Source organism: Myxococcus stipitatus DSM 14675, assembly GCF_000331735.1.
GTDB lineage: Bacteria > Myxococcota > Myxococcia > Myxococcales > Myxococcaceae > Myxococcus > Myxococcus stipitatus.
Genome location: NC_020126.1, coordinates 9,330,951 through 9,349,518, shown reverse-complemented (window position 1 = coordinate 9,349,518; position 18,568 = coordinate 9,330,951). Strand labels below are relative to the sequence as shown.

General features: G+C 69.7%; 16 protein-coding genes. 10 read left to right on the top strand and 6 right to left on the bottom strand.

Translation table 11 applies throughout. The annotated features are described in order from the left end of the window. Positions 1-61: 61 nt before the first annotated feature. The 5 genes from MYSTI_RS41200 to MYSTI_RS36155 form a co-directional block, all read right to left on the bottom strand. Entirely contained in the window at positions 62-2,197 is a 2,136-nt protein-coding gene (locus MYSTI_RS41200; RefSeq protein ID WP_015352813.1) for a DUF7151 family protein, read from the bottom strand. Beyond that, positions 2,194-3,924, bottom strand: a complete 1,731-nt coding sequence (locus MYSTI_RS36170; RefSeq protein WP_015352812.1) for a caspase family protein — start codon at positions 3,922-3,924, stop codon at positions 2,194-2,196. Before MYSTI_RS36170 ends, MYSTI_RS41200 begins: the two co-directional genes overlap by 4 nt. Continuing rightward, a complete protein-coding gene (locus MYSTI_RS36165) occupies positions 3,921-4,673 on the bottom strand; it encodes a hypothetical protein (protein WP_015352811.1) in 753 nt (250 codons plus the stop codon). Before MYSTI_RS36165 ends, MYSTI_RS36170 begins: the two co-directional genes overlap by 4 nt. Next, positions 4,670-5,365, bottom strand: coding sequence for an RNA polymerase sigma factor (locus tag MYSTI_RS36160; protein WP_015352810.1), 696 nt, complete (start codon positions 5,363-5,365; stop codon positions 4,670-4,672). The genes MYSTI_RS36165 and MYSTI_RS36160 overlap by 4 nt, the downstream gene beginning before the upstream one ends. Before the next feature lie 97 nt (positions 5,366-5,462). Next, positions 5,463-7,004, bottom strand: a complete 1,542-nt coding sequence (locus MYSTI_RS36155) for a putative Ig domain-containing protein (RefSeq protein ID WP_015352809.1) — start codon at positions 7,002-7,004, stop codon at positions 5,463-5,465. A 199-nt stretch (positions 7,005-7,203) separates the two neighbouring features. Here MYSTI_RS36155 and MYSTI_RS36150 point away from each other — a divergent pair, with 199 nt between their 5' ends. The 5 genes from MYSTI_RS36150 (at position 7,204) to MYSTI_RS36130 (ending at position 12,443) form a co-directional block, all read left to right on the top strand. Then, complete coding sequence (locus tag MYSTI_RS36150; protein ID WP_015352808.1) at positions 7,204-7,677, top strand: hypothetical protein; 474 nt, start codon at positions 7,204-7,206, stop codon at positions 7,675-7,677. Positions 7,678-7,776: 99 nt separating this feature from the next. Further along, positions 7,777-8,634, top strand: a complete 858-nt coding sequence (gene grpE, locus MYSTI_RS36145; protein WP_044282538.1) for a nucleotide exchange factor GrpE — start codon at positions 7,777-7,779, stop codon at positions 8,632-8,634. Positions 8,635-8,640: 6 nt separating this feature from the next. Continuing rightward, a complete protein-coding gene (dnaK, locus tag MYSTI_RS36140; protein ID WP_015352806.1) occupies positions 8,641-10,464 on the top strand; it encodes a molecular chaperone DnaK in 1,824 nt (607 codons plus the stop codon). A 92-nt stretch (positions 10,465-10,556) separates the two neighbouring features. Further along, positions 10,557-10,859 carry a hypothetical protein gene (locus MYSTI_RS36135; protein WP_015352805.1) on the top strand — a complete coding sequence of 101 codons (303 nt, stop codon included), beginning with the start codon at positions 10,557-10,559 and terminating at the stop codon, positions 10,857-10,859. Positions 10,860-10,910: 51 nt separating this feature from the next. Beyond that, the gene (locus MYSTI_RS36130) at positions 10,911-12,443 is read left to right on the top strand and encodes a serine/threonine-protein kinase (RefSeq protein ID WP_233278073.1); all 1,533 of its coding nucleotides are present in this window, start codon (positions 10,911-10,913) and stop codon (positions 12,441-12,443) included. A gap of 3 nt (positions 12,444-12,446) precedes the next feature. Here the strand turns inward: MYSTI_RS36130 and MYSTI_RS36125 are convergent, their stop codons facing one another. Then, positions 12,447-13,262, bottom strand: a complete 816-nt coding sequence (locus MYSTI_RS36125) for a YsnF/AvaK domain-containing protein (protein WP_015352803.1) — start codon at positions 13,260-13,262, stop codon at positions 12,447-12,449. A gap of 322 nt (positions 13,263-13,584) precedes the next feature. Here MYSTI_RS36125 and MYSTI_RS36120 point away from each other — a divergent pair, with 322 nt between their 5' ends. From MYSTI_RS36120 to MYSTI_RS36100, 5 genes are read left to right on the top strand one after another with little or no spacing between them, the layout of a single operon-like run. After that, positions 13,585-14,790, top strand: a complete 1,206-nt coding sequence (locus MYSTI_RS36120) for an ABC transporter substrate-binding protein (protein ID WP_015352802.1) — start codon at positions 13,585-13,587, stop codon at positions 14,788-14,790. Beyond that, a complete protein-coding gene (locus MYSTI_RS36115) occupies positions 14,791-15,711 on the top strand; it encodes a branched-chain amino acid ABC transporter permease (RefSeq protein ID WP_015352801.1) in 921 nt (306 codons plus the stop codon). 2 nt (positions 15,712-15,713) lie between these two features. Beyond that, on the top strand, positions 15,714-16,778 hold the full coding sequence (locus MYSTI_RS36110) for a branched-chain amino acid ABC transporter permease (RefSeq protein WP_015352800.1): 1,065 nt from the start codon (positions 15,714-15,716) through the stop codon (positions 16,776-16,778). Beyond that, positions 16,775-17,656: an ABC transporter ATP-binding protein gene (locus MYSTI_RS36105; protein ID WP_015352799.1), complete on the top strand. Its 882-nt coding sequence runs from the start codon at positions 16,775-16,777 to the stop codon at positions 17,654-17,656. The genes MYSTI_RS36110 and MYSTI_RS36105 overlap by 4 nt, the downstream gene beginning before the upstream one ends. Beyond that, entirely contained in the window at positions 17,653-18,408 is a 756-nt protein-coding gene (locus tag MYSTI_RS36100; RefSeq protein WP_015352798.1) for an ABC transporter ATP-binding protein, read from the top strand. The genes MYSTI_RS36105 and MYSTI_RS36100 overlap by 4 nt, the downstream gene beginning before the upstream one ends. The last annotated feature ends 160 nt before the right edge of the window (positions 18,409-18,568 follow it).

Here is an 18,568-nt window from a genome sequence, read left to right as displayed (position 1 = left end):
ACGCCCCCCTGGAGAGAACGCACCAACGCGGCGGTGTCCTCCAGGCGGGAGGACAGGCCCTTCAGGGGAGGCTTGGACTTCGAGCGTCCGTGCGCGCCTGTCCGCTGACCTCCGGCGGAGGGTCGCAGATGGCGCCCTCGTGGTTGCTGCGGACATAGCGCTGGTCCAGCGGCCCGGTGTGGACGGCCTCCGCCAACGCGACGACCAGGCAGGCGGGCAGGAACGGATTGAACGTCACCTCGAACCCCTCGCTCACGTTCGTCAGTGCGTCGAGCCGGAACTGGGTGAGTCTCTGGTTCCTGCGGACCGTGAGCGTCTTCAGCGAGGTGATGTGGTGCAGGCCCTCCAGGCTCGTCAGCGCGTTGGCGTACTGCACATCCAGCGTCCTCAGGGACGTCAGCGCCGCGAAGGCCCCCAGGCTCTCGACTTTCTTGTTCATGAGGAGCGTGAGGGTGCCCGAGATGTTCAACGGCGAGCCCAGGCCCTGGATGCGCAAGAGCGCCGGGTTGTCGCTGAGCATGAAGTCGCCAAGCTCCAGCCTTCCGCCGAACGGACCGACTTCCTCGAGCGTCTCGTTGTCTTCGACATGGATTCCCGTCCGGGCGCTGAACAGCGAGGGGAGCGAGAAGGTCCGCAGCCCCTTGTTGCCCTTGACTGAGACGAGGTGGGTGGAGAGGAGCTTCGTCAGCTCCGAGACGGTCGTCAGCGAGTCGTTGTCGTCGACGATGAGGTCTTCGTTGATGCGCTGGAGGGTCCTCAGCCCCACGAGCGTGGCCAGCGCGGGATTGCCGTGGAGGTTCAGGGTGCCGCCGATGTCGCGGAGGTTGGGGAAGAGCGGAGGCGCGGGCAGGAGCTCGTTGAACTCGATGACCAGGTCTCCCTGGAGGCTCTCGACGAAGGAGAACTCCCCAGGCGCCGTCAGGCGGTTGTTCTTCCTCAGCACGAAGTCCCGCCGGGGGACGCTCCGACCGAGTCCACTCATGTCCGTGAGGGCGTTGTTGCGCTCGATTCTCAGGCTGCCACCCACATACAGGGGATAGCCGATGGACTCGGAGGTGCCCAACACCACCTGGGTCAACAGGGGATGGTCGGTGACGGTGAGGTCCGCGCGAACGAAGCTCAGGGAAGGCAGCTCCAAGCGCGTCAGCAGCGAGTTGTCCTGGACCGTCAGCGAGCCTTCCACGGACTCGAGCCCGGGAAGGACGAGCTCCCGAAGCTCGGGCGCGGAGATGATGAGGCTCCCTTGGATGCGTGCCACCGACTGGAGGGCCGCCGCATCCGAGATGTCTCGCAGCTCGTAGTCACCATGGAAGGTGGAGGCGGGCTGGCAGACGTAGGCGGTGTGGCGGACCTCCTCGTCTTGCAATTCATTGTCGCCACTGAGGTCTCCGCCGGCCATCACCGCGACACCCCCGGTGATGCAGTGGGAGCCAGGAGGTTCTTCTCGGTGGCGCCGCAGCAGGGGCACCATCGGGTTGCACATGCGCGTGGTCGCGCGCACCTCGTCGTCGTCGAGCCCTCCGTCCAGGTCCAGGTCGAAGCCCGCCTCCACGGCGTACGCGTTCTGCGTGCCGCAGGGGTCGGGTCGGACGCCCAACAGCACCTGCCTCGAGAGGACAGGCTCGGGCGCGGGCTCCATGCAGCTCAGCGTGTCGCGCGTGGCTTCCGGGACCGACAGGAGCCCGTCCCCGTCGGCGTCGAACCCCGCGTGCGCGAGCTGGCCTCCATGGGGGCACGTCGTTCCTGGGGGGATCTGCTCCGTGCGGACGAGGACCCCCGGATAGGCGGTGGCACAGACGTACTCGGTGGCGAGGCGCTCGCCGTCGTCGAAGACGCCATTCGCATTGAGGTCCAGGCCCGAGTCCACGGCGCGCCCGCCATGCTCGCAGCGGGCACCCTTGGGCTCCTCGCGGAGGCGCGTCAGCATGGCGGGGAGCGGGTCCGCGCAGACATACCGGGCCGTGGTGACCTCGCTCTCGGAGAGGACGCCGTCGTCATTCTCATCCGGGCCCGCGAAGACCACGCTTCCGCCACGCTCACACTGGGCCCCGGGCGGCTCCACCTCGGAGCGCGTGAGCGTCGCGTGGGCGGGGAGGAGGTTCCCCAGGCGGATGTCGTCACAGCCTCCCGACAACAGGACGAACAGGAGGGCGGCCCAGGTCCGCGCGGAGGGGGCGTCTTTCGTGTGCGCGTTCATCGGAAGGTGGTCGCGGACAGCTCCATCCCCAGCATTCCATCCCACCGGTTGGCTCCATCCAGGGTGACCCGGTCCATCGCGCCCGTGGCGGCCAGCCGCCACCTCAGGCCGAACCCCGTCCTCGTCACCCCCAGCGCCGCATGGCTCGTCAGCACCGTCAAATCGCCCATGTACTTGCCGGGCAATGACACCCCCAGCGCGCCCCAGCCGAGCCCCGCTTCGAGGAACAGCGGCGTGTGGAACAGGTCGCGCGCGCCGAACAGGCCCTGCACCGTGGCGCGGTAGGTGCGGAGCCCGTCGGTGGCCCACGGCGTCAGCGTGTAGCTGCCGCGCGCGCCGACGTAGAAGGCGGACAGGACCTCGCGGCGGTAGGAGATGCTGGGCCCCGTGGCGAAGGGCCCCACCCCCAGCGGCGCCTGGTGCCCTTGCAGGCCCAGCTCCCACGGAGAGGGCTCCAGACTCGTCCGCGAGAAGCCCCCCGAAGGCACGGGCCCCAGCGTCCCGGGCGGGAACGCGTGCGTGAAGTCCACCGGCACCAGCCCCGCGGTGACCACGTACTGGTCATAGAAATCCTTGTCGAGCGGCACGGCGAACAGGCCGCGGCTCAGGGCCTCCTCCGCCGGTCCACGCTCTTGCAGCTCGCGCGGCTCGAGCTTCGGCATGCCCTCCGCCAGCGCGGCGCGAGGGATGCGCACCTCGCTGGTGGGCGTGCGCACCCAGTACGCGTCACGCTCCGGCAGGCGGAGCATCACGTACTGGTCCTCGGCGCGGCGCACGTCCGCCAGTCGCCGTCCCTCCGTGTCCTCCACGGAGACGCGCGAGAGGGCCTGCTGGGAGGACAGCATCAGGCTGGGCCCCTCGGGCGCCGGCCCCACCAGCGGGCGTCGCGGCGAGCCCGTGGGCGCGAAGGCGTGGACGCTCAGTCGGGCGGGCAGCCCCTTCACGCCGCGCAGCGACGCGGAGACGAACGCCCCCAGCTCGCTGTACTCCACCTGCCCGTCGCCGTTGATGTCCGCGGCGCCCAGCACTCCGGAGCGCGCCACGTGGCTGAAGACCCCGGCGCGCAGGCGGGACCACTCGTGGGTCTCTCCGTCATCGCTCTCCGCGAAGACCGCGCCCACGGTGGGCCGGGTGGCCAACTGCTCACGCGCGAGCATGCCGCGCAGCTCCGCCACCACCGCCGCGTCCATCTGCCCGCCCCGGCTGCCCACGACGCCCGAGGCTCGGCACGCATCGACGATGAGGTGCACGTAGTCGGCGGCAAGCGGGTCCACCACGTCCGCGTAGAGCGCGGCCTTGTCCAGCCGTCCTCCCGCGAGCGTGAAGTACGCGCGGCCCACGTCATCCGTGTTGCCGTGGCCCACGTAGACGACCATCACGTCCGTCTCGCGGCCCAGCTCGTCGTCGGCGAGGCTCGCGGCGCGCAGCCGGGCCACCTCGCGCTTCACCTCGTCCGGCGTGGGCGGCCGTGCGCCCGCGAGGACGGGGCGGGCCTCGGCGCGAGTCGCCTCGTCCGGGTCCACCAGCAGCGTGGTCTCCACCCCCAGCCGCTGCAGCGTCTCTGCCCACAGGACGCCATCGTCATCCGCGAAGCGCAGCGCGGGGAGGGACGGGTCATCGCTGCCGTTGTGGGCAATCACAAGCGCGCGGCGAATCACCGCGTCCGCCGAGGCGTCGCGCGCGGCCAGGAGCGCGGCGACCCCAAGGAGCACTCCCAACTTGTTCATGGACCTTCCTCTACCCTCAGTGTCTGCTCGAGCACCACCGCCCCCTCCTGCTCCCCATCCCCCCGCAGCGCGGCCAGCGCCGCGGAGGCACTGCTGGCGAAGGCCACCGTGACGTGTGCCTCGCCCGCCGCTTCTGGCAGCGGCACCGTCAACTCCAGCGGCGCTTCCTTGCCAGGAGTCCCCACCAGCGCGAACGGACCCCGGGTGAGCTCCAGGCCCCGTGGGCCGCGCACCCGGACGGCCGCATGGCTGTAGGGCGGCCGGCCTCCCGCGGCGAAGGCCAGCATCGCGTTGGCCGGGCAGGCCTCTGCCGAGTGCAGCTCTCGGAGCGGCTGGCCCGACGTCGCGCAGAAGACGCGCAGGGCCACGCCCGGGGGAGGGGACCCGAAGCCTCGGGCGCGGAACTCGTGCGTCAGCGACGGCGTCAGCAGGACCGCCAGGAGCGCCGCCGCCACCGCGCCGCCCAGGGCCGCCAGCGCGGGCCACTTCGAGGACACCCCCGGTAACGGGGCCGCCGCCGCGAGCGCCGCGTGCAGTCCCGCCTCCGTCAGCACCTGCCGCTCCACGGAAGAGGGCGCGTGGGAGACCCCCTCCAGCGCGCGGTGGGCCTGGGCCCAGCGCTCATAGAGCGGACCGCACCGGTGGCACAGGTGCGCATGGCGCAGCAGGCGGGCGGCCTGCGACGAGGGCAGCTCCCCTTGGGCCCAGCGCGACAGGCTGGCGTCGACGTGGCGCTCGTACCATCTCATGGCGCGACGCTCCCCAGGGTGCACAGCGCGAGGGTGGCCAGGAGGACGCCCAGCTCCAGGTGCCGGGGCTCGGGGGCCGTCTCCAGCCAGCCCGAGGACGTCAGGTAGTCGGTGAACTGCGTGCGCAGCCGGCGCTCCCGCACGCGGACCTCGCCTCGCGTGAGCTGGAGTCGCTCGGCGGCGACCTCCTGGGACAGGCCCTCCACGAAGCGCAGCTGCGCGAGCGCGCGCCCCTCTTCGGACTGCGTGTCCAGGAAGCGGCGCACCAGCGTCCGCACCTCGGTGCCCAGGGCTTCCTCCTCGGGGTTGCGGCCCTCGTTGGGGAGGTGCGTCAGCTCCGGCGCTTCGTCGAGCGACACGGCCTCGCGCGACACCCGCCCCGACGCCCGCAACAGGTCGATGGCCGTGGAGCGCGCCACCGTCAGCAGGAAGCCCAGGTACGGGCGCACCCCGTCGTAGGCCTGCCGCATGTTGGGACGAAACGCGCGCACGAAGGTCTCCTGATGGGCGGCGTCCAGGTCCAGCGCGGACAGCGTCACCGTGCGGGTCCCACCCACGTCGGTGCCCACCGCGAAGCGGCGAGCCAGGTAGCGCAGCACCTCCGGCGAGTAGGCGCGATACACCTGGGTGAGGACAGCCGCGTCCCCACGCCGGAAGGCCTCCAAGACGGAGCGGTCATTTCCAGGCAGCACGGTGATTCCGACCCCACGCGAGCCGGGCCGGGCACCATGCCCGTCCCACCCCTTCAACCGATACGGAGCGAGCCCTCGAATCGGGTCGTTCGGGTCGTCAGTGAATGGTGAATCCGGCCGCTTCCCCCTGGAGCCCGAGGGTGTCCGGGGCCGGGGGGGCGAGGTTCGGCGGGTCCACCTGCCCCAGGTCATAGCGGCTGATGATGGGGTAGTGGTCGGAGGTGCTCTTGCCGTAGTTGGTGACCGTCGGGCGCAGCGAGGCGGCCGAGCCCGGGACGTAGTGCGCCTGCATCTCGTTGCTGGCGAGCTGGTGGTCGATGAAGTTGCGGTAGCTCACCGTGGAGGTCTCGCCCGCCATCGTCAGCGAGTGGGTGATGAAGCCGTAGCGGGCCGGGTCGTTCAGGAAGTTGCGGTAGGGCGTGTCGTAGCCAGACACGATGGACGTATCCAGGTCATCGTTCCAGTCGCCCACCACCATCACCCGCTGCGTGGGGAGGTTGGTGTCCAGGTAGGCCTTGAGCTGCTGCCCCGCGTCCCTTCGCCGGGTGTAGTCCGCCGAGGTGGCCATCGCCTTCATGTGCAGCACCACCAGGGTCATGTCCACGGTGGCGGTGCCCCGCTTGATGCGCAGGTCCACGCGCAGGGGAGGGCGGGTCCCGAACTCGTAGTTGTACTGGGTCAGGATGAGCCGGGCCTGGAGCACCTCCACCACGCCCGACTTGTAGAGCACGCCCACCTTCTGCTCGTCCGTGTCGTAATAGCCCGTGCCCGACGTGACGCGGGCGTCGTTCGCCAGGAAGCCGTCGTAGCCGGGGAGCTGGGACTTCAGCGTGTTGAACTCCGTGGTGCTCACCACCTCCGCCAGACCCCAGAGGTCGACGTCCGTGCTGTTGATGACCGTCGCCACGTTGTTGCGCTGGAGCGTGTCGTCCGTGGGCCCCGCGCCCGGGTCTCCGAAGAACTCGATGTTCCAGTTGCCCACGGACAGGGGGAAGCTTCCCGACGGGTTGGGGCCGGAGTCCGGAGTCCCCGTGCCCTGCTTCACCTCCATGGAGAAGCGGGCCGTCACCTTCACGCCGCTGGCGTCCTGCGCGCTCACGGTGAAGATGCTGGTGCCCGTCTGGCGCGCGACGCCCGACAGCTCCCCTTCCTGCGACAGCGTCAGGCCCGCGGGCAGCGCACCCTCCGCCACGGAGAACACCAGGGGCGGCCGCCCGCCGGTGATGGAGAACAGGTGCGAGTAGTTGCCGCCCGTCTGGGCGTTGGGCGGTACGACGGAGGAGAGCACCGGCGCGGGCCACACCTTCAGGTTGTACGTCCGCGTGTCCTGCGTCTTCTCCGCGTCGCGCACCGTCACCTTGACGGCGTACTGCCCGGAGGCGCTGGCGGGCCCGGTGAGCTTCCCGTCGGCCGAGTAGAACGAGAAGCCCGGAGGGGGGTCCTCGTTCATGCTGTAGAAGTAGGGCGCGGTGCCGCCCGTGGCCGTCAGGACCACCTCGTAGGTGGCGCCCACGGTGGTGTCGACCAGCTCCGCGGTGGGGAGCTTGGGACCCCCGGAAGGGTCTTCGTGGTTGCTGCCCGAGCATGCGCTCAGAAGGGACAGGACCACGAATGTCGCGGCCACGCGGATGATGGACATGGATGGGGGCTCCCGCGGGGCGGGGGCTCCGTGCCGCCCGCACCGTATTCAGAACCCGACATTCTAGCGGATTCCCCGGGGGACTGCCCGCGCCCGCCGCCCCCCACGGGATGGGCAATCAACCCCGCCTCCGTCCGTGACATATTCGAGTGCCGCGGAACCATGGGGGGCGCTGCCGCCCGACGAGAGGACCTGCGCAATGGCCGAGAAGTGGGACAAGCAGTTGATGGACTTCCTCAAGCGCACGGGCGACGAGCTCAAGCGCACCACCGACGACCTCCGCGGCGAGGCCCAGCGCCTCCTCAAGGAGGTGAAGGACCCCGAGAAGCAGGCGAAGGTGAAGGAAGGCCTGGAGCAGCTGCGGACCTGGGCGGCCACCACCACGAAGGTCGCGGCCGAGAAGATCGAGACCGCCGTGCGCCAGGTGGAGGGCGCCGTGGAGCGCGCCTTCACCCCGGAGGAAGGCGCCGCCAAGGCCGCCCCCTCGGCCCCCCCGAAGAAGCAGGCCACCCCACCGCCCGCCGAGGCGCCTGCCAGGCCGGAGCCCCGCGCCGCGAAGAAGCCGGGCTCCAAGTCCATTGGCCGCAAGGCCGGAGGGGCTCGCGCCGCCAAGAAGGCCCCCGCCGCTTCCAAGAAGACGATGGGCCGCGCCAAGAAGCCGCCCACCGCCTGAGCGGGAAGTTCCGTTCCGCTTGAATCCCCCGAGTCCACCTCGGGTCTGGGTTCCGCCAGTCGTTCCCGGCAGTTGGAACGATGTGCGACGCGTGAGATAGTGCGCGGCGTGGCCGGCACCAGTGAAAAGGACAGCATCCAGGCGGAAATCGGGCAGGACGTCATCGACGCGGCGGTCCGCAGCGTCGAGCGTCACATGGAGGACGGGGCGGTGACCGTCGAGGTGGAGGCCCCCGCGGCCGCCGCCGACGAGGTCTCCCTCGTCTCCCCCGAGGCTTCCGAGACTTCCACCCCCTCCGAGACGGCGCCCGTGACGGCCGAGGAGGTCGCGGCCTTGCGCCAGGAAGTGGAGGCGCTCAAGGCCCAGCTCGAGTTCAGCCAGGCCAAGGGCCGCGAGACGATGGAGCGCCTGCGCGAGGCCCATGAGCGGGCCAAGGAAGCGCAGGAGCGCACCGTGCGCGCCGCCGCGGACCTGGAGAACTACCGCAAGCGCGCGCAGAAGGAGAAGGAGGAGGTCCAGCGCTTCGGCTCGGAGAAGCTGCTCAAGGACCTGCTCCCGGTGATGGACAACATGGACCGCGCGCTCGAGGCTGCGTCCAAGTCCCCCGACATCGACAGCTTCCAGAAGGGCGTGGCCATGACGCGCAAGTCCTTCGAGGACGCGCTGGGCCGCCACGGCGTGAAGTCCTTCAGCGCGAAGGGCCAGCCGTTCGATCCGCGCCTGCACGAGGCCATCCAACAGGTGGAGACGAATGAAGTCCCGCCCGGCCACGTGACGTACGAGGTGGTGCGCGGCTTCTTCCTCAACGAGCGGTTGGTGCGTCCGGCGATGGTGGTCGTCGCGCGAGCCCCCGCCGAAGTCGCGGCCGAGTCCGCGCAGGCCCCGTCGCCGGCTCCGGAGCCGACGCCGGACGCCGCCGTGCAGCCGTCCGACAGCAATTCCGGGGGGAGTCAGTAAGCAATCATGGGCAAGGTGATTGGAATCGACCTTGGGACGACCAACTCGTGCGTCGCCGTCATGGAGGGCGGCGAGCCAGTGGTCATCCCCAATAGCGAGGGCAGCCGCACCACGCCTTCCATGGTGGGCTTCACCGACTCCGGTGAGCGGCTGGTGGGCCAGATTGCCAAGCGGCAGGCCATCACCAACCCAGAGAACACCGTCTTCGCCGTGAAGCGGCTGATTGGCCGGAAGTTCGACTCGCCCGAGGCGAAGAAGGCCATTGGCATCAGCGCGTTCAAGGTCTCCTCCAGCCCCAACGGCGACGCGTGGGTGGAGATTCGCGGCAAGGGCCACAGCCCGCCGGAGATCTCCGCCATCGTGTTGATGAAGATGAAGCAGACGGCGGAGGACTACCTCGGCGAGCCCGTCACCGAGGCGGTCATCACCGTCCCCGCGTACTTCAACGACAGCCAGCGCCAGGCGACGAAGGACGCGGGCCGCATCGCGGGCCTCAACGTCCTGCGCATCATCAACGAGCCCACCGCGGCGGCGCTCGCCTACGGCCTGGACAAGGTGAAGGACGGTGGCACGGAGCGCGTGGCCGTCTACGACCTGGGCGGCGGCACGTTCGATATCTCCATCCTGGAGCTGACCGCCGGCGTCTTCGAGGTGAAGAGCACCAACGGCGACACGTTCCTGGGCGGCGAGGACTTCGACCAGCGGCTCATCGACTACCTGGCCAAGCGCTTCGCCGAGCAGAACAACGGGCTGGATTTGCGCCGCGACCGCATGGCGCTCCAGCGCCTGAAGGAGGCCGCCGAGCGCGCCAAGCACGAGCTGTCCAGCGCGCCGGAGACGGAGGTGAACCTGCCGTTCATCACCGCGGATGCGTCCGGCCCCAAGCACCTGACGGAGACGGTGGACCGCGCCACGTTCGAGGCGCTGGTGGGCGACCTGGTCGACCGCACCATCGAGCCCTGCAAGATTGCCCTGAAGGACGCGGGGCTGACGGCGCAGGCCATCAACCAGGTGCTGCTGGTGGGCGGCATGACGCGCATGCCGCGCGTGCAGCAGAAGGTGCGCGAGTTCTTCGGCAAGGAGCCGCACAAGGGCATCAACCCGGACGAGGTCGTCGCCGTGGGCGCGGCCATCCAGGGCGGCGTGCTCAAGGGCGAGGTGAAGGACGTCCTCCTCCTGGACGTCACGCCGCTGTCCCTGGGCGTGGAGACGGCCGGCGGCGTCTTCACCAAAATCATCGACAAGAACACCACCATCCCCTGCAAGAAGAGCCAGGTGTTCTCCACCGCGGTGGACAACCAGCCGCTGGTGAGCGTGCACGTGCTCCAGGGTGAGCGCGAGATGGCGGCGGACAACAAGACGCTGGCCCGCTTCGAGCTCGTGGGCATCCCCCCGGCGCCGCGCGGCGTGCCGCAGATTGAGGTGTCGTTCGACATCGACGCCAACGGCATCGTGCACGTCAGCGCCAAGGATTTGGGCACCGGCAAGGTCCAGCAGGTGCGCGTGGTGGGCAACTCCGGCCTGTCGGAGCAGGAGATCCAGGCCATGATCTCCGACGCCCAGTCGCACGCGTCCGACGACAAGAAGAAGAAGGAATTGGCGGAGCTGCGCAACAACGCCGACGGGCTCATCTACACCACGGAGAAGAGCCTGGAGGAGTACGCCAGCCTCCTGTCGGAGAAGGACCGCGAGGAGATCAAGGCGGACCTGGAGCGGCTCAAGGGCCTGCTCAACACCACCGACGCCAACGCCCTCAAGGAGGCGTTCCAGCGCCTGGAGGGCAGCGCCTACCGCATCGCCGACGCCATCTACACGGGGCAGGCCAGCTAGTCGGGCGCACGTGTTTCCAGGGGGAGGCAATCACCCGCGGGATTCCCGCGTAGAGTGGGTGTCCCCCCTGTCTGTTCTCGAGGTCGTCAGTCATGGATCCAGTCGAAGCCACGGTCGCGGTGCTCATCACGGCGATGGTGTTGGGCATCCCCCTGTTCGGCCTCACCATCCGCTTCTCCCTCAAGCCGGTGATGGAGGCCTTCATCCGGCTCCGTGAGGCCCAGATGGGGAGCAACTCCGCGGAGACGGCCCGCCTGGCCGCCCGCGTGGCCCGCCTGGAGGGCATCCTGGACTCCCACGGCATCACCGAGGAGGTCCGCTCCTCCCTGTCCCTGTCCTCGGGCGCCCCGGAGCGCGTGCTCGGCTCGCCCGTGAAGGACCGGGAGCGCGTCTAGTCGCGAAGCCCAGACTTTCGGGAGAAGCGCCAACGGGTGTGTAATGCGCCCGTGGAATTCCCATCCCTGGAGACAGAGGTCGCGTTCCTGCGCGGGCTGGTGGCCGTGCAGCGGATGTCGGACGACATCCTGGAAGACTGCCTTCAGCGCGGGCTGACGCTGGACGCGGGGTTGGACGTCTTCCTCACGCAATGCGCGCGCATGGTGCACGCGCCCGCGGGGTTCGTGTCCCTGCGGGGCACGCGGGGCCCGGTGCTGACGCGGGTGCTGGGCGACTTGGGCGTGGACGTCTTCGAGGCCGCGTCCTGGCGAGGCCCTCGCCGGCTGCCCAACGGGCGGATGTTGTTCTGCACGCGGCTGACGCTGGGGAGCCTGGACATGGGCGGCCTGGGCCTGGCCGTGGGCGGCGCCTTCGAGGATGGTGGCAAGCTGGTGATGAAGCTGGTGGAGGCCATCGGCGAGCAGCTGGACACGGCGGTGCTGGCCTTCCTGGCGCTGATGGATGGGCAGGGCCCGCTGGAGCGGCTGGACGAGCTGTCGGTGGACGACACGCCCGTGCCCAAGGGCCGCATCGGCAAGTACGAGGTGCTCACGCCGCTGGGCACCGGCGGCATGGCGCAGGTGCTGGTGGCGCGGGCGCAGGGGCCGGAGGGCCTGGGGCGCCTGGTGGCCCTCAAGCGCATCCTCCCGCACCTGACGGCGGACCCCGCCATCGTCGGGCAGTTCCTGGACGAGGCGCGCATCGGCCTGCGGCTGTCGCACCCCAACCTGGTGCACGTCTACGACTTCGGCGAGGCGCAGGGGGCGTACTTCATCGCCATGGAGCTGGTGCGGGGCGTGGACCTGGACCGCCTCCTGCGCGCGCAGCAGGGGCCGCTGACGCCCGCGCAGGCGGTGGCGGTGGTGGTGCAGGGGCTGGGCGGCCTCCACGCGGCGCACCAGCTGCGGGGCGAGGACGGCAAGCCGCTGCACCTGGTGCACCGGGACTTGTCGCCGCACAACCTGATGGTCGGCTTCGACGGGCGCGTGAAGGTGTTGGACTTCGGCGTGGCGAAGGCGCGCGCGCAGCGCACGGTGACGCTGCCGGGCATCGTGAAGGGCAAGCCGCTCTACATGTCCCCGGAGCAGGCCCGAGGCCAGCGGCTGGATGCGCGCAGCGACTTGTTCGCCATGGGCCTCTTGCTCTACGAGGCCCTGACGTGGACGCGCGCGTTCGACCGGGGCGACGAGCTCAGCTCCATGAAGGCCATCTGCGACGAGCCGCTGCCCCGCCCGGAGTCCATCCCCCGGCCGCTGTGGGAGGTGATGGAGGTCGCGCTCGCCAAGTCGCCGGCCGCGCGCTTCGCCAACGCGCAGGAGATGGCGGACCGGCTGACGGAGGTCGTCACGCCGGTGAAGGACGCGGAGCTGGCGCGGCTGACGGCGCGCTACTTCCCGGACCGGCTGCGGGAGCTCCAGTCGCTGGACCTGACGCGCGCGGCGGGCCGGGCCCAGGTGGCGCCCGGCCTGGCGCACGACCCCCAGGAGGACATCGACACGGAGCCTCGGGCCCCGCCGCCGCCTCGGAAGAACGTGGCGCGCTGACGCTCAGGAGCGGGTCAGCGCCGGGTCGTCCGACGTGGCGTTGAGCGTGCGCGGCGCGTCCACGTCGCCCTCGGTGCGAATCTCCACGTTCTCGTGGCGCACCATCTCCGCGATGCGGCGCTCCTCCTCGACGACGTCGCGGTGGATGACGACCTCTTCATCCAGGACGGAGCGCTTGGTGACCTCCACTTCCTCGGCGTGCAGGGGGACGACGATGGTCTCTTCCTTGAACGCGGCGCTCATCGCGGGCCGGTCCGACGTCACCGCCCGGCGCTCCACGCGGACGCGCTCGTGGCGGACGGGGACCCGCACCACCTCTTCCTCCTCGACGACGTCCTTGCGTACGCGCAGCTCGCCCGCCTTCGTGTCGTGCTTCTCCACGTTCAGCCGCTCCCGGTGGACCGGGATGGAGATGTCGCCGCTGTCGGCCCGGAACGGCTCGGTGTCCAGCTCCGCCCGGTAGCTTGCGTCCCGGCGGGCGCCAGGCTCTCCCGTCAGGGGCGTGACGGAGGCGGTGGGCGCTTCGATATCCGCCTCGCGGATGCGCGTGGTGGTGGTCTCCGTCACGGTGCGCCCCTCGCTGGCGCGAGTGGCCTGGGCCTCGGAGACCTGCTGGAGCGACTCCTTGCCTCGGGTGAGGACGACCTCGCCGTCGCGCAGCTCGCTCACGTCCGTGAAGGCGACGCGGTAGTCCTTGGGGAAGAACAGCCCCCGCTCGATGTGGAACGCGTCGTCGCCCATGGCGAATACCTTGCCGAGCTTCTCGCCGTCGATGCTGCGGACGACCATTCCTTCCTTGATGTCGCTGCGCTGGAACATGGCTGGCTCCTCCGGTTGACTTCCTGCGGGGTCTCTCCTTCGGAAGTTGGGAGCGCGTCTGGGGATGAACAGTGCCCTGTCAACGGCGGTGCGAGGGGCTCGCTCCCGTGGTTGCTCCAGGAAACTGTCGAGGCCTGTGGGAACCCCTTGCTCGGGAGCGAGGACGGGACGCGGGGATGGGGCCGGGTGCGTCGTGACGCGCCGCGCGGGGGGTACATGAGGGAAGGGCCTGTCTGGCAGCGCGCTTGACCCATGGAGAGGGCTCCCCTAGAAAACCGGGGCTTTGTCTCGCAGCACCCCCTGTTGAGGAGGATTGCTCCGCATGCGACGCCTTGCCCCGATGCTGCTCGCCGCGCTCGCCGTCATGGCGGCGGCCTGCGAGAAGAAGACGCAGCCCACTCCCTCTGGTGAGGCGGGCACGCAAGCCGCGCAGGGACAGCCCGCGGGCACGGGAGGCACTCCCGCGAACGCGGACACCATCCTCCTGGGCCAGGTGGGCGCGCTCACCGGTGGCCAGGCGACCTTCGGCATCTCCACGCGCAACGGCATCGAGCTGGCGCTCAAGGAGGCCAACGCCGCGGGCGGCGTGAAGGGCAAGAAGCTGGCGGTGAAGGTCTACGACAATCAGAGCAAGCCGGAGGAGGCCGCGCAGGCCACCACGCGCCTGATCACGCAGGACAAGGTGGTGCTCATCCTGGGCGACGTGGCCTCGTCCAACTCGCTGGCCATGGCGGAGAAGGCGCAGGCGGCGGGCGTGCCCATGATTACGCCGTCGTCCACCAACACCACGGTGACGCAGAAGGGCGACTACATCTTCCGCGTGTGCTTCATCGACCCGTTCCAGGGCTTCGTGATGGCGAAGTTCGCCCGCGACGAGCTGAAGCTGGGCAAGGTCGCCGTGCTCCAGGACAACAAGAGCGCCTACTCCATCGACCTGTCGGACGTCTTCACGCGCAAGTTCAAGGAGATGGGCGGCATGGTGGCCACCACGGAGAGCTACAGCCAGGGTGACACGGACTACCGCGCGCAGCTCACCGCCATCAAGAAGACGCAGCCGGACGGCATCTACGTGCCGGGCTACTACAGCGAGGTGGGCGTCATCGCCCGCCAGGCGCGCGAGGTGGGCCTGAAGGTCCCGCTGATGGGCGGCGACGGCTGGGACTCCGAGAAGCTCTTCGAGCTGGGGGGGAGCGCCATCACCGGCAGCTACTTCTCCAACCACTACTCGCCGGACAACCCGGACGCGCGCGTGCAGAAGTTCATCGCCGACTACAAGGCGACGTACGGCGGCGTGCCGGATGCCCTGGCGGCGCTGGGCTACGACGCGGCCCGCGTGGCCATCGAGGCGCTCCAGCGCGCCAAGGACCTGAGCGGTCCGGCCGTGCGCGACGCGATTGCCCAGACCAAGGACTTCCCGGGGGTGGCGGGCACCGTCACGCTCGATGAGAAGCGCAACGCCGTGAAGTCCGCCGTCGTCCTCAAGGTCGGGGACGGCAAGACGCAGTACGTGACGACCATCTCTCCCTAAATGGCGCAGCTCCTCCAGCACCTCATCAATGGTCTGGCCGCCGGAACCATCTACGCGCTCGTCGCGCTCGGCTACACGATGGTCTACGGCGTCCTCAAGCTCATCAACTTCGCGCATGGCGACGTCATGATGGTCGGCGTCTACATGGGCTATGCCACCGCCTTCGCACTGGGACGCGAGGCGCGCGGCTCGCTCGTGGGTGTCGCCGCCATCTTCGCGGTGGCGATGCTGGGCTGCGCGCTCCTGGGGTTCCTCTTCGAGCGCTTCGCCTACCGGCCCCTGCGCGAGAAGCCCCGCCTCACGGCGCTCATCACCGCCATCGGCATCTCCTTCGCGCTCTCCTACGGCTTCCAGCTGGACATCGGCTTCCTGCCCGGCGCCAGCCCCCGCGCGTTCCCTGAAATCATCGAGCCCACCGAGTGGCTCATCATCGGGGACCGCGACGTGGTGGTGTGGAACTGGCAGGTCATCAGCTTCCTCATCGCGGTGGGGTTGATGGTGGGCCTGCAGTACCTGGTGTTCAGCACGCGCTTCGGGCAGGCCATGCGCGCGGTCTCCTGGGACCACCGGGTGGCGGCGCTGATGGGCATCCCCACCGACCGCGTGATTGCGCTGACCTTCATGCTCAGCAGCGGCCTGGCCGCGGGCGCCGGTCTGCTCTACGCCATCAAGGACACGTCCGTCAGTCCGCTGATGGGCCTGTACGTGGGCCTCAAGGCCTTCGTCGCGGCGGTGATTGGCGGCATCGGCCACGTGCCGGGCGCGGTGATTGGCGCGCTGGTGCTGGGCCTGGTGGAGGAGTTCGTCGTGGGGTACGCGGCCAGCTCCTGGCGCGACGCGGTGGCGTTCGGCTTCCTCATCCTGGTGCTGCTGGTGAAGCCGGGAGGCCTGTTCGGCCGGGTCGCCGCGGAGAAGGTGTGACGATGCAAACCCCCGCGCTTCCCCTCCCCGAGTCCCGTCCGTTGGTGCCTCCCGCGCTGCGCGGCGTGCTGCCGGTGCTGCTGGCGGTGCCCGCGCTCGTGCTGTTCCAGTGGGCCCTCAGCGGCTCCGAGTTCGCCTCCTATCTGCTGAACGTGATGGGGGTGAACATCATCCTGGCGGTGAGCCTCAACATCGTGAACGGGATGACGGGCCAGTTCTCCATCGGCCATGCGGGCTTCATGGCCGTGGGGGCGTACATCGCCGGCTACGCGTCGCTCCAGCTCAAGGAGGTGGCGCTGTCCTTCCTCCCCGTGGCGGCCAGCGACCAGGTGCTCTTCACCGTGGCGCTGCTGCTCGGCGGCCTCGCCGCGGCGGCGTGTGGTTTCCTCGTGGGCCTGCCCTCGCTGCGGCTGCGCGGGGACTACCTGGCCATCGTCACGCTGGGCTTCGGCGAAATCATCCGCGTCGTGGTGCAGAACACGGACGCCTTCGGCCGCGCGCTGGGCCTGTCCGGCATCCCCCAGTACGCCAGCCCGTCCATGGTGTTCTTCTGGGTGTTCCTCGTCGTGCTCGCGGCGCGGCGCCTGGCGGCGTCCAGCCACGGCCGCAGCCTGTGGTCCATCCGCGAGGATGAAGTCGCCGCGGAGGCCATGGGCGTGGACACCACGGGCTACAAGGTCCGCGCGTTCGTCTTCTCGTCCTTCTTCGCGGGCATCGCGGGCGGCCTGTTCGCCCACTTCGTGCCCATCATCAACCCGGGCTCCTTCACCTTCGTGCGGTCGATGGAGATCGTCGTCATGGTGGTGCTGGGCGGCTTGGGCTCCACGACGGGGGCCGTCATCGCGGCCATCTTCTTGACGCTGCTGCCGGAGGGCATGCGCTCGCTGTTCGGCGCGCTCGGCACGGAAGGCAGCCTGGCGCAGCGGGTGGACCAGATTCGCATGCCCATCTACGGCCTGCTGCTGGTGGTGCTGATGCTGTCGCGTCCCCAGGGGTTGTTCGGCACGCGGGAGATCTGGGACGTGCTGCCCAAGTGGCTGTCTCGCAAGGGTGGGGGGCGGGCGTGAGCGCGAGCGTGACGGTTCTTCCCACGGCGAACGCGCCGCTGCTTCGGGCGGACGGGGTGAGCATCCAGTTCGGGGGCCTCAAGGCCCTGACGGACTTCCACCTCTCCATCCAGCAGGGCGACCTCCAAGGTCTCATCGGTCCCAATGGCGCGGGGAAGTCCACCGCGTTCAACGTGCTGACCGGCGTGTACCAGCCCAGCCAGGGCGACGTGCGGGTGTGCGACACGAAGGTGAACGGGCGCAAGCCGCATCAAATCAACCTGCTGGGCGTGGCGCGCACCTTCCAGAACATCCGCCTGTTCCGCGCGCTCACCGCGCTGGACAACGTGAAGGTGGCCTGCCGCGCGCAGACGGCGCTGCACCAGTTCGACACGGGGCTGGTGGCGAAGCTGAAGAACGCGAGCCACAACTACGCGGACTGGTGGCGGGCGCTCCTGCTCACCCCGGGCTTCCAGCGCGAGGAGCGCCGGCTGACGGAGCAGGCCGAGCACCTGCTCTCCGTCATGGGCCTGTCGCACCGCCGCGACGAGGAGGCGCGCAACCTGCCTTACGGTGAGCAGCGCCGGCTGGAGATCGCACGGGCGCTGGGCACCCAGCCTCGCGTGCTGCTCCTGGACGAGCCCGCGGCGGGCATGAACACCCGCGAGAAGGCGGACCTCATGGTCCTCATCCGGAAGCTGCGCGATGACTTCAAGCTGGGCGTGCTGGTGATTGAGCACGACATGAAGCTCGTGATGGGCATCTGCGAGCAGATCACCGTGCTGGACCACGGTGAGACGATTGCTCGCGGCGCGCCCGCCCAGGTGCGCAGCGACCGGAAGGTCATCGAGGCCTACCTGGGCGACAGCTACCTGGAGAGTCACGGAGGCGCGGCGTGAGCGAGGCGCAGGTGAAGACGCTGGGAGAGCGTCAGGCATTCACTCCGCTGCTGGCGGTGGACGGCATCAAGGTCCACTACGGCGCCATCCAGGCCCTCAAGGGCGTGTCGCTGACGGTGGGCATGGGCGAGATGGTGGCCCTCATCGGCGCCAACGGCGCGGGCAAGACGAGCACCCTGCGCGCGGTGAGCGGCATGCTCAAGGCCAGCGCGGGGCGCATCCAGTTCGGCGGGCAGGACACCACGTCGCTCAAGGCGCACCAGCTGGTGCCTCGGGGCATGGCCCACGCTCCGGAAGGCCGCGGCATCTTCCCCAACCTCACCGTGATGGAGAACCTGGAGCTGGGGGCGTACCTGCGCCGGGACACGGCGGAGATTCGCGCGGACATGGAGAAGAACTTCACGCTCTTCCCCGTGCTCAAGGAGCGGCGCAACCAGATGGCCGGGACGCTGTCGGGCGGAGAGCAGCAGATGCTCGCCATCGCCCGGGCCCTGCTCAGCCGCCCCCAGTTGCTGCTGCTGGACGAGCCTTCGCTGGGACTTGCGCCCCAGGTGACGGAGACCATCTTCCGCACGCTGCGCGACGTGAACAAGGCCGGGGTCAGCGTGCTGCTCGTGGAGCAGAACGCGCACCTGGCGCTCAACTCCGCCCACTACGGCTATGTGCTGGAGACGGGCGAGGTGGTGATGGCGGGGCCGGGCAAGGCGCTGCTGGAGAGCGCCGAGGTTCGCCGCGCGTACCTGGGCGAGTAGGCAGCGGGATGCCGGGGATGCTCCGGCTTCCGGAACATTGTGGTTGTCACACCGCGAAAGCTTCCGGGGTCTTCATGACACCGGAAACTGGCGGGCTTGAGAATCTCGGGTAGTCAGAAGCGAAGTAGTTCGTCTAGCGTCGTCCGACGCACTGCGTTCA

Bases quoted from the DNA above. Each gene is read 5' to 3' on its own strand.
- MYSTI_RS41200 (WP_015352813.1), bottom strand. From the start codon at position 2,197: ATGAACGCGCACACGAAAGACGCCCCCTCCGCGCGGACCTGGGCCGCC.
- MYSTI_RS36170 (WP_015352812.1), bottom strand. From the start codon at position 3,924: ATGAACAAGTTGGGAGTGCTCCTTGGGGTCGCCGCGCTCCTGGCCGCG.
- MYSTI_RS36125 (WP_015352803.1), bottom strand. From the start codon at position 13,262: ATGTTCCAGCGCAGCGACATCAAGGAAGGAATGGTCGTCCGCAGCATC.
- MYSTI_RS36165 (WP_015352811.1), bottom strand. From the start codon at position 4,673: ATGAGATGGTACGAGCGCCACGTCGACGCCAGCCTGTCGCGCTGGGCC.
- MYSTI_RS36110 (WP_015352800.1), top strand. From the start codon at position 15,714: ATGCAAACCCCCGCGCTTCCCCTCCCCGAGTCCCGTCCGTTGGTGCCT.
- MYSTI_RS36135 (WP_015352805.1), top strand. From the start codon at position 10,557: ATGGATCCAGTCGAAGCCACGGTCGCGGTGCTCATCACGGCGATGGTG.
- MYSTI_RS36150 (WP_015352808.1), top strand. From the start codon at position 7,204: ATGGCCGAGAAGTGGGACAAGCAGTTGATGGACTTCCTCAAGCGCACG.
- MYSTI_RS36120 (WP_015352802.1), top strand. From the start codon at position 13,585: ATGCGACGCCTTGCCCCGATGCTGCTCGCCGCGCTCGCCGTCATGGCG.
- dnaK (WP_015352806.1), top strand. From the start codon at position 8,641: ATGGGCAAGGTGATTGGAATCGACCTTGGGACGACCAACTCGTGCGTC.
- MYSTI_RS36155 (WP_015352809.1), bottom strand. From the start codon at position 7,004: ATGTCCATCATCCGCGTGGCCGCGACATTCGTGGTCCTGTCCCTTCTG.
- MYSTI_RS36115 (WP_015352801.1), top strand. From the start codon at position 14,791: ATGGCGCAGCTCCTCCAGCACCTCATCAATGGTCTGGCCGCCGGAACC.